The sequence below is a fragment of the Chitinophaga eiseniae genome (genome assembly GCF_012641265.1).
Lineage (GTDB): Bacteria > Bacteroidota > Bacteroidia > Chitinophagales > Chitinophagaceae > Chitinophaga > Chitinophaga eiseniae_A.
Window position 1 is genome coordinate 251,210 of sequence record NZ_JABAHZ010000006.1, and the last position, 11,844, is coordinate 263,053.

Consider the following 11,844-nt stretch of genomic DNA (forward strand, 5'->3'; position numbering starts at 1 on the left):
ATCCGGCTATTAGCATACCCAAAAAGTTTTCCCCCAAGGGGTATACGCTACCTGCAGCAGCTTGCTGCCGTATTGTTAACTGTTAATGCCTTACTGATACCGGAAATAAGAATATAGCTACGTTGCCGTTTAAACAGGGTTTCATTTCCATGGTGTACAGATTCTGGTAGTTGTAATGTACATTAAGAAGCAGATACCAACAATCACGTAAAAGGGGGATTTTTACCATTCACGCCGGAGTCTGCAAAAGAAAAAGGCCAGCCTTATAACGGCCAGCCCTTTACCTTCTTAGGGGTTTATTATGCGTTTATTGCTGTGCGCCTTTGCTAATCTGGTTGTTCACCATCCTGGCCTTACCATCGATATCCAGGCTTCCATTCACCGCTTCTGAAATCACCACCCCGGTATTCTTTGCGGGGGAATTGGCAGTAATATGCAGATCGGGCGTGGTAGTACTAACCAGCAGCGGATCTGCGCCGTAAACCGTAGCCGCATCTACACCGGAAGTAGTTTTCCACACATTAAAATCGGTTATAGCAGGACCATTGGTGCTTCCCCAGATCCATTGCGGTGTGCCTGTGGTATAAAAGAGATTATTGTCTATTACGTTGCCCGATCCGGTGTTGGTGTATTTATGCACAAATACATCTACCGGTCTCGCATATACGATGTTGTTCTTAATAATGTTGTCGAAGCATTGCTCCGTCAACCGGATTTCTCCTTCTATTTCCCCAAATGCACCTGGTTCCCGGTTATTCATGAACAGGGTGTTATTTACTACATAACAGTTGCGCGTGCCGCCGGAAGTATATCCGAGGTAGCCACCCAGGTAAATACCGGTTCTCCAGCAGTTAAATACAAAATTATTCCTGACAATGCAGTCGCGGGTCGGATAGGCGTCATTTTCACTCACAATGCCTATACCGCGGTCCGCTTCGTGTATTCGGTTGCGTTCCACGGTAATATTCCGGGCGCCATCTACATAAATAGCAATCGCGCCGTGGCCATGTACGCCTCCAATAGGACCGCGGGTCATATCGATGTTATATAATTCGTTATCAGTAATCACGCCGTTGCGGGCATAATTGAACGCAGGGTTGCTGTTAGCAGCATATCCACCGGCGGCATCAATACCGATATTTTCCGTGTTATAAATGGTATTACCACGAATAGTAAATCCGTCTACATACCCGTTGATAGTCAGGTTTTCGCTGTACCCTGTTTTGGTATCGTGAATCACATTGTTTTCCACCAGGATATTTTTCATCACATCGGCCGTATTACCAATGATTTCAATACCGTGTCCACTTCTGCCATCGGCAGGAGCAGCATTGTGCTCAATGTTATAAATACGGTTATTGCGGATGATAATATTGCTGGAGCCCGCATCTGCTGTGACCCCATTAACGTTGGCCCCTGGCGCACTGCTTTTGAGGTTGCAGATATCAAATCCTTCCAATACTACATAACTGGCACGACTAATCGTTACCAGCGATTCCTTTCCACTCACCGATAACCCAGTACCATCAATCGCGGCTTTTTCACCGGCATAAGCCTTGAGTGTAATTAATTTATCGAGTCGCCCGGATTGAGGAAAGGTTACCTTTTCATAATAGTTACCAGCCCTTACAATAACGCTGTCGCCGGGGATGGCTTTCAATAAGGCAGCATTGATAGTGCGCATGGGAGCGCTCAATGATCCACTGGCGGCGTCGTTGCCGCTCGTGGCTACGTAGTAGGTATGTGTTTTAGCCGCTACCGGTTCAGGTACAGGCGAGCCGCCTTTACTGCAGGCTCCCGCCAGCAGTATGAATAAAAAGAGATGCATAGTGTTGTTAAACATACGATTAAAAATATAAGGCTGCAATATTCCTATTGCAGCCCCGGGTTTACATTTGATGGCTTTACTCTGTGACTATCTTTCTGACCCTGTTGTTATTCTTATCTAAAACGTATACAATTCCATTTTTATCTACCGCTACACCCATGGGCATATTAAATGCGGCGGCGGTGCCAATAGCATCTGCAAACCCTCCAGTACCGCTGCCCGCAAAGGTGCTTACATCCCAGGTACCAGCCTTGATATAGCGAACACTTTCATCCACGTTAGGTCCATAGCTACCATTACCGGCTACGAAAATATTACCGCCGGCATCGATAGCGAGGCCCCATGGATTGGCAAAACGGGCAGCTGTACCTACTCCGTCTGCATAAGCAGGCGTACCGGTAGCACCTGCAATTACTGTAGGCTCCCAGGTATCGGCCTTTAACTTAATGATCGTATGCTCGCTATTGCTGGATACAAACAGGTTACCTGCCGGATCAAATGCAAGTCCTCCCGGCGCCGCAATGGTAGCAATGTTCACACTGCTGCCATCAGGCTTCATTTCAAATACACCGCCACCACCAGTGCTGGAATAATATATTTTTCCGTTTGCTCTATTAACCGTTACATTCCAGGGCTCCTGTACGGTGCCACCTATCCTCGACGTAGTACCATCCGGCGTAATTTTCCGGATACTCCAGGTGCCGGGATCGGCGGTATATACATTACCCGCTGCATCGATACCCAGTCCATAAGGGATGTTAAAGGTAGCGCCGGTACCCACCCCATCTGAACCACCCGCATTGCCCGGATGCCCTGCCAGGATAGATACCTGCCCGGTTTTATCGATTTTACGGATGCAGGCATTTCCAGGATCGGCCACATATACGTTGCCGTTATCATCGGCTACAATACCCATCATTCTCAGCCAACCAGGATTGCTGAAAGTAAACATCGCGTCTGCAGGACCACCATCTGCATAACCGGCTTTCCCATTACCGGCCAGTGTGGTTACCGTATGGGTGAATACATAATTAAAGGTACCAGTAGACTTGCCGCTGTCTTTCCCTATGGTCACCACCACATTGCCGGAACCGCATCTCTTTGGTACTACCGCCATAATCTGCTTTGTGTTGGCACCCACGACGGCACAGCGGTTACCGTTGATGGTAACGGTGATCTGGCTGGTATCTCCCGAGAAATTATCTCCCGTAATTAAAATTTCTGTAGTACCTCCTCCAGTGGCGGGAGTAAAATCGGCTATCGTGATGGGCGCCCCCGCCACATGCTGCAACCCTTCATCTTTCTGGCATCCTGTTAGTATGGCCGACATTAAAAAACAACCGGAAAGTATATATGTATGCAATGACCTGATCATAGCAATGATTTAAAATTGAATGAATAAAATTTTACCAGCCTGGGTTTTGTACCAATGAACGATCCCTTTCCAGGTCGCCCTGTATGATCGGGAACAAATACATCTTATCATTCCATACTCTTTTCTGGAACAAGGTGCGCTTATAAAAACCTGTGAATGAAAATCCAAGTCCCTGATCGTTGGCATTTACATCCAATCCGTAGATGGTCTGGTTTTCCGGGTTACCCAACATTTTCCGGCGGAGCATGGTAAAGCAACGATCACTTTCAAAGCAAAATTCTACCTGTCTTTCTCTCAGTATATACTTCCGCATCGCCAGTTTATTACCTACTGCATCCGGATAAGTGGTTTCAATACCCGGTAATCCCGCACGGGTTCTTACCATATCCAGGTAAGTAACAATGTCCGGATTGGTAGGATCGTATTCATTCAATGCCTCCACATAATCCAGTAATACTTCTGCATAACGGATAAGAATATACGGAGAACGATAAGCGGTGACATCGTTGCGGATGTTATCACTGGAGCTCACCCGCTTCAGGGGCAGGTAACCGGTAAGGTTGTTGCTTCCGGCTGATTTCTGCCCGGATTTACCACTGTAGTAAAACTCCACTCGTCCTTTCCCATTCACGTTATTGTCGGAAGAATAATAGTTCTTGTCATCTACCGTCACTGCCGGTACTACCGGGCGTCCGTTGTAGGCGATGTAAGCATAAAAGCGCGGTTCCCGGTTGGCATACATGTTCCAGTCTCCCTGGTGATGCGACCAACCCTGATCTCCATCCGATGGTGCAAATCCGGTTTCCACATAGTTGGAAGCCGGATCATCGATGGTACGGCCATTATTCATGTAAAAGGCATCTACCAGGTTTTGAGTGGCATTATACATGTTATAACCTCCGGGACCTGGAGAAACGCATTTAGTGTACCCCCAGCGGCTCCAGTCGATACTGCCCAGGATGATTTCATCGTTCCAGGTAGTCAGGAACAAATCACGCACAGAGAGGTACGGATCGAAGGAGGAGCCACCATTATCCAGGTTGGTGAATAACTTATAGTGTGCGGAGTCGATGATATCTTTTGCTGCTTTGGCGGCAATTTTCCACTTATTCACATCATAACCCACCGGCGCCAGTTGCTTGCCATCATTATTTTTAAAATTGGCGAACGCAGGATTTCCATTCCATAATTCACTCGCAGCGAGTTGTGCTATTTTTTCCTTTATGGCCATGCAAGCCCCTTTGGTGGGCCTTCCCAGGTTACCGGAAGAATTCCATACACCCGGTAATCCGGCAGCGGCTTTATCCATCAACCCATTGATATGCGCCACACATTCATCGAATGAGCCGCGGGAGTATTTGGTAAAATCTTCATCCTGCCCAATCAGTCCGGATACAATAACAAACGGACCGTATTTTCTTAATAACTGGTAATAGAAATATCCCCGTAAAAAGTTATTCTCTGCTTTATATTGATCCTTCAACGCCTGGCTCAACTGGCTCTCCGGCACTTTATCCACATTCTGGTCGAAGATGATAGATTTGCGGATGAAGCCATACATATAGCCCCAGCTGTCCCAGTTGTTGCCATCAGAAGGGGTCCAGTTGCCCGATACCATAAACCTTACTCCCACCGTGGGGATAGCCACAGAAGTTTCATCGGAAAAGCCCATCGAAGCCCAATCACCACCATCAGGCCCGCGCATGCCGGTGTACACATTATTCAGATAGGCTTCGGCGTTAGCCCTAGTTTGCCATATCTGGTCTTCCGTTAAAAGGTTATCCGGTTTCTTATCCAGGTACTTGCTGCAGGACGCCAGGCTCATGGCGATCATACCGCAGCAAAAAAGTAACAGGTATTTATATCTGGTCATAAACGTATTCTTTTTTGTCTTGATTAGAATTGCGCTCTCACGCCAACGGTCACTGTTTTCGGATAAGGATACTTCGCGGAGTTATTACCCAGCTCCGGATCCCATAATTTAAACTTCGTGAAAGTGAGCAGGTTAGTGCCTGCACCATATACCTGTAAACTGCTGATACCACGGCGTTTCATCTGGGGAGTGATAAAAGAATAGCTGAGCGATGCCTGCCGGAGCCGCATGAAGCTGCCATCTTTCAACCACCAGGTACTGTTCTGGTAATTGTTATCATTTATACTGGCTACGGTTAACCGGGGATAATGCGCATTAGGGTTCGGATTATCCGGTGACCAGCGATTCAGCATATCAGATAAACCATTGGCGGTATATTGTCCCATACCGGCAAAAGGTATTACTCCTACGCCCGGCGCGCCATCCTGGCCATGGGAAATATCGACGCCGTTAGCCATGATACCTACATCTGCTACACCAGCAAATACACCCGACAATTCAAATCCTTTATAACCAATGTTGAAGCCATATCCGTAAGACCATACGGGAAAAGCCGATTTATTTAAGTAACTCGCATCGTTGGCGGTAATTTTTCCATCGCCACTGAGGTCTTCATATTTGATATCTCCGGGGAATACGGTTCTGAGTTGAGTTGGACTTTTATCCACATCGTTCTGATCTTTAAATAATCCCAGGCTTTTATAGCCATAGAAAGCGGTGGCGCTGGTACCTTCCCGCTGCTGATATGGAAATATTGCCTTGGGATAATCAGCATATAGTACTTTGTTACGGGCATAAGTAATATTACCGAATAAACGAATAGTAACATCTCTACCGATATGATCAGTGTACTCTACACTACCATCCACCCCTTTATTTTCCAACTCGCCCAGGTTACCATAAATTTCGATACCACCATAACCTGCAATAGAAGAGAGGGAGTTGCGGCGTACCAGGATATTGGTTCTTTTATCCCGGAAAGCGTCGAATACAAAACTCAGCTTATTCCAAAATCCTATTTCCAAACCCACATCTGTTTTAGCAGATTTTTCCCAGGTGAGGTTCTGCGTTCCGATAACGGAAGCAGCAATGCCAGGATAGTAGGTAGGCGAACCGGAACCACCGAAAGATGTACCGGAAGCATCATTGATATAGGTGAGATAACCAAACCTATCACCATTGCCGATCAGGTCATTACCCGTCATGCCGTAGGAACCACGGATTTTAAGTAGGCTGATGGTTTTAGTGAGTGGCTGAAAGAAATTCTCTTTTGAGATCACCCATCCGGCGGAAGCAGCAGGGAAATAGCCCCAGCGTTTTCCTGTCTCAAAGTTTTCAGAGCCGGTGGCGCCCATGTTTACTTCTGCCAGGTATTTGTCGAGGTAAGAATAAGTAACCCTCGCCGCAGCATTTTGGCTACGGTAAGGAATAGCAGTTTTCAGATCTCCTGCCGAACCGATCACCCGGTTTCTTAAGGCGCCCACCAGTAAAGCACCAACATTATGCTTACCGAAGCTGTGATCATAAGTCAGGTTGCCTTCCAGGTACATCATGCGCTCACCGCTCGACGAGCTACCGTAACCCAGGTAAGTACTACCGGTACGGGTGCGTTCAAAATTCAGCGAGCCATCTTCATTCCGGCTGCCGGCGTACCATAAATCATTTAATCCTTTCCGGGAATTGTCGAACTCGCCGTAGGTATCGAAAGAGAATTTAACGTTAGCGCTCAACCCGGAAGTAAACATATCCAGCTTTTGGTTGAGGTTTAATACTGATTGCACCGAAGGTCTGAACTCTGTACTATACCCGGCGTTCTGCACCATATTAAAGGGATTGGCGCCGCCATTATTCCGCGGACCGGCCCATTTATCACCCGGATATTTTACGGGGAAAGAAATCGGGTTAGTACCATACGCCGCATACCAGATGCCGCCGGCCGGATTGCCCGGGTAACGGCTGTTTACCAGCATGGAAGCGAGGTTGAGGGAAAGCAATGTTGTTTTGGTGACGTTCAGATCTACGTTACTCCTGAAATCGTATCGTTTAAAATTAAGATTGGGGTTATAAGTTGTTTTGGCAACTTTATACTGACCTTCCTGGTCATAAAATGACATCGACACATAATAGCGCATTGCTTCTCCACCACCGCTTACGTTCACATTAGCATTGGTCATGGAAGCCCACTTTTTATAAATCGTATTAATCCAGTCGACGTTCGGATACAGGTAAGGATCCAATCCACTGGCTGTTTTTTGGATCACTTCATCGGAGTAGGTAGGTTGGTTTCCCATGTTCACCTGTGCTTCATTATACAACTTCATATAACTAACGCCATCCAGCATTTTAGGAAGCTGTGTGAGGCCACTCATACCTGTTTCTGCTTTGGCAGATACTTTGGGTTTACCAGCTATCCCCCGGCGGGTAGTGATGATCAACACGCCATTAGCGCCCTTGGCGCCATATACGGCTGTTGCAGATGCATCTTTCAACAGGGAAATACTCTGGATATCTTCAGGATCAATATTATTGAAAGCACCGCCATAGGTACTGTTTACATCTTCTCTTTGCACCCCGTCTACGATAATGAGGGGCGATGTGCTACCGGTAAAGCTACCAATACCGCGAATGGTGAAGTTGGGGTTATCATAACCTGGTTCACCGCCACCGCTCTGCATGGAAATGATACCGGCCACTTTACCTACCAGTGCATTAGTGAGGGAGCGTACCGGCGTTTTCATATCTTCCATATTTACAGAAGCGACCGAACCTGTTACCGTTACTTTTTTCTGGTTACCAAAACCTACTACCACCACTTCTGTCAGTTTATCCACCTTAGCCGTTAAACTGATTTTCATGGTCTTTTGATTATTCACCCTCACTTCTTCCGTTTGCATACCCATCATGGCTATACGCAGGATATCGTTGCGGTTGGCACTGATAGAAAAAACGCCCAAAACGTCCGTAACGGTCCCTTTTTTGGAGTCTTTCACGGTAACGGAAGCACCAGGTATAGGACTACCATCGGCATCCATTACCTGGCCCCGTACCAGCCATTCAGCCTGTTTATCTTCTGCTGGCGGCGCCGCGGCAGAAACAGGTTCGGCCGGCGTTTCTTTTTTGTCCAGCACAATACGGTTCCGCTGCAGTACATAGCTGATATTTTTATTCTTAAAAATAAAAGCCAATACATCGGCCAGTTTGGCTTGCTGGAAATTCAGGCTGATTTTTTCGGCATCATTGAGCAACTGGTTACTGTATACCAGTGTAAGGCCGGTTTGTTTTTTAATAGCCCGGAACACCTGCAGGAGCGATACATCATTACCGGTAACGGTAACAATAGATTGCAGGGAAGGAGTGGAAGTCTGGGCCTGTACAGGAAAAAACGTGGTACATACCAGGACGCACAGTACCAGCAGACGTACCATTGTTCGCATAGCCAGGTAGCGTTGGCGTATACTTTTTCTCATTCGGGAATTGTTTACAAGTTAAAATGATTGGATAGCGATTGGTTGACAAAAGCTTTACAATACAACTACTCCGGTTTTATAAAAACGGGTGACAGGAAGTAGCAACTTTTTTTTCAAATCCGTAAAATGAGCCGTGGGAACGGAGTACGTATTGGAAAATACTTTGGGGGAAGGATGTAATTATCTCAATGTAATTTCATTACCAGCTACCTGGTAGTCGATATGGGCGGTTGTTTTGAGGTCGGATAAAAAGTCATCGAGGCGTTTCCTGTCCATTAAACCGGTAACAGATTTCCCGGCCATTTTTTCCTGGTCCAGTACGAAACGTACGCCATAAAAGCGGGAGGCGGCAGACAGGAGGGCCACCAGGGGCATGTGGTGGTAGTAGTATACCCCATCGCGCCAGGAAAGCACTTCTTCTTCATCAAAGTGACTGGTAGTAAAGCCGGCATTCGCATCATAATTGGCCTGGATGCCGGGGCTCAGGGCCTGTTGCGCACCACCTTTGGCGCTGGTAACTACCTTACCACTCACCAGTGATGTTTTCACCATGCCAGCCTGGTAAGTATTAATATTAAAAGCAGTGCCCAGTACCTGTACCTGTGTTAAAGCCGTGCGCACTATAAAGGGACGGCGGACATCTTTTGCCACGCTGAAATAAGCTTCTCCTTCTACATATACTTCCCTGGTCGACTGTCCGAACATAAAGGGAAAACGCAGCTTGGTAGCGGCATTGAGCCACACCTCCGTACCATCGGACAGCACCAGTTTATACGTTTCTCCCACCGGTACTTCCAGGGTATTGAGCATGGTATCGGCAGAAGTATATTGCAGGGCACCCTGGCTGGTATTCAGCGTAGCGTTGTTTAAAGCGATGGTTTGATGCGTGGTATCTCCCAGTACAACGGTTTGCCCTTGGCCCAGCACCAGCTTTACCGGTTCTTTGGCTTGCCGGAGTAAGGCGTTGGCAGTTAAAGGGGCCTGGTGACGTTTGTTGACCAGGAAGAACACCGCCCCGCTGCCGATTAACAGTACCGCCACTGCCGCAGCTGCGGCAACCCTTTTCATGGCGATCACCGGGCGGGTAACGGGCCGCTCTCTTTGTTGTTTCACCTGCTCAAGGGAAGCACTGGAATCGATGCGTTGCAGGTAGTCGCCGGCATGCATGTTGGCCGCTTCCTTTGACAGTAGTTGCCATTCGGCATAGAAAGCTGGATCGTTCTGCAACTGCTGCTGTACATAACTTTCCTCTTCCGCGGAAAGTGTTCCCGACAGATGTTGTATGTATAGTTCAAATATTTTTTCCTGCGATGTTTCCATGTTAACAAAACCGGGTTAATATCCCTTATGAATGACTGCATGACGCAATACCTTCAAGCCCCGCTTCAAATGGGTTTTGAAGGAATTAATACTGATTCCCATCTCATCTGCTGCCTCCTGGTAACGCTTTCCCTCCATATACACCATTTGTATGGCAGAACGCTTTTGTATGGCCATCTCATTGATAGCCGTCAACGCCTGTTTATAATAGTCTGGTGAATTTTCTGCATGCCCCGTACAGGTGGCGTCCTGCAACTGGGTAAAGGCCACCTGCTGCTCCCGCTCTGCCTTCTGCTTTTTTAAGTAAGTCAGACAGCGGTTTTTCACCGCCTGGTGGAGGTATCCTTTTATATCGCCCTCGAAATGAAGGTATAACTTCTTGTCCCAAATGTCCAGGAAGAATGTCTGCACCAGGTCATTGGCTTCCGCATCATTCCGCAAAAACCAATACGCATTCAGGCAAAGCAGCTTATGATATTTCATAAATAAATCATCATACGCCGTGGCATCTCCTTCTTTCAATCGTTGCACTAATATGATATCTGAACAATGATCCATTTAATAAGAAAGCCTTATTGATGATAATACTTTACACGTGGCATAAAACATGACATCAGGTATACTGCATAGCAGATAACCCGTTACAGGTGACAATGATACTTTATAACTCCTGGAAGAAAATTTCTCCCATTGTTCACATTATGATGATGATTATATTATTACGATTACTAAGATTTTGGCGAATGACTTCTTAAACTTGAATCAAGGTAAATAATAAAAATGTAAAAACATAAAAAAATAAAAGCTCCGGTAAAGATACCGGAGCCTTTTTTTCATGGGGGTTTCAGTAGATAGCTTATAATTTGAAAAATATTTTCCGTTTATACAGCCAGTAGCACAATCCCCATTCCAGGGCCAATACCGCGAAGGCGCTCACTACCTCCTGCAGGGATTCCGGCAAGCCTGTCATCCCGGTAAATCCCTTTACAAAAATACCGGTGGTCGGATTTACCCATTGTCCTCCTACCGTTTCAAAAAACAGGTAAATAAAAATAGCGTTCATCCCTATCACGGTGGCGATCCAGGCATAGCGCGTTTGCTGTTTTACATCGATAATCCAATACAGGAACGCCAGTAATAACATCACCCAACCTCCGGATGCCAGCGTAAAAGAAGCGGTGGCAATCCGTTTAATAATAGGCGTTATACCGGCCCAGTCCAGCCCAAACCCCGCTATCAGCCCCACTACGCCTGCAATGAGCAGGATACGGATCTTTTGCCCGGCGGCACGGTTACTAATCAGCAGCTTTCCCGCCAATACGCCCCAAATGGTATGCGCCGCAGTGCTAATAAAGTTGATGGTAACCCATCCTCCCCCATCATTTAATTTACCCATCAGCAACATATCTACATATGATCCCAGGTTATGGTCCTGCACAAAAGGCTGATCATAGCCCGGCAACAGCACGAAACGATAGAGTAAATCAATGGCCAGCAATAATAACAGGCTTACACCCAGCTGGAAAACATAGGAACGTCGTATAATCAGGTAAGCAATAAGTGTGGTAACGGATAACTGTGTAAGTACATTCCATAATTCCCACACTAACCGGCCTGCATATACGCAATGGAGGGCGGTACCAAATATAAACAACTTTAGGCAACGAAAAGCAATATGCCGGAAATTTTGTGCCCAGGTGACCCCTTTTTGTGTTTTATAATAATAAGAGATATACATCGCCGACCCTGCCATGGTCATAAACGCCGGCTGCACCAGGTCCCAGGCACGCAGCCCGTTCCAGGGATGATGAAAGAACTGCTGCATTATAGCACCCCATATCCCGGTTGGGTGCAAATGCTCCAGTGATCCATATACATGGGCACTTTCTGCCGCCAGCAAAATCATAATACATCCACGCATCACATCCAGGGAAATCAATCGTTGGTTGACATTGGTAGTAGTATTCATAGTACAGATTGG

Annotated in this window: 7 protein-coding genes; all 7 read right to left on the bottom strand. The window is 46.8% G+C overall.

Translation table 11 applies throughout. The annotated features are described in order from the left end of the window. Positions 1–307: 307 nt before the first annotated feature. Positions 308–1,843 carry a right-handed parallel beta-helix repeat-containing protein gene (locus HGH91_RS23155; protein ID WP_168741172.1) on the bottom strand — a complete coding sequence of 512 codons (1,536 nt, stop codon included), beginning with the start codon at positions 1,841–1,843 and terminating at the stop codon, positions 308–310. A 61-nt stretch (positions 1,844–1,904) separates the two neighbouring features. Next, complete coding sequence (locus HGH91_RS23160; protein WP_168741173.1) at positions 1,905–3,203, bottom strand: IPT/TIG domain-containing protein; 1,299 nt, start codon at positions 3,201–3,203, stop codon at positions 1,905–1,907. Between the two features lie 31 nt (positions 3,204–3,234). After that, positions 3,235–5,076, bottom strand: coding sequence for a RagB/SusD family nutrient uptake outer membrane protein (locus tag HGH91_RS23165; RefSeq protein WP_168741174.1), 1,842 nt, complete (start codon positions 5,074–5,076; stop codon positions 3,235–3,237). A gap of 23 nt (positions 5,077–5,099) precedes the next feature. Next, on the bottom strand, positions 5,100–8,543 hold the full coding sequence (locus HGH91_RS23170) for a TonB-dependent receptor (protein ID WP_168741175.1): 3,444 nt from the start codon (positions 8,541–8,543) through the stop codon (positions 5,100–5,102). A gap of 180 nt (positions 8,544–8,723) precedes the next feature. Further along, positions 8,724–9,863, bottom strand: a complete 1,140-nt coding sequence (locus HGH91_RS23175) for a FecR family protein (protein WP_168741176.1) — start codon at positions 9,861–9,863, stop codon at positions 8,724–8,726. A 15-nt stretch (positions 9,864–9,878) separates the two neighbouring features. Further along, entirely contained in the window at positions 9,879–10,421 is a 543-nt protein-coding gene (locus tag HGH91_RS23180) for an RNA polymerase sigma factor (protein WP_168741177.1), read from the bottom strand. Between the two features lie 298 nt (positions 10,422–10,719). Then, entirely contained in the window at positions 10,720–11,832 is a 1,113-nt protein-coding gene (locus tag HGH91_RS23185) for an acyltransferase family protein (protein ID WP_168741178.1), read from the bottom strand. Positions 11,833–11,844 lie beyond the last annotated feature (12 nt).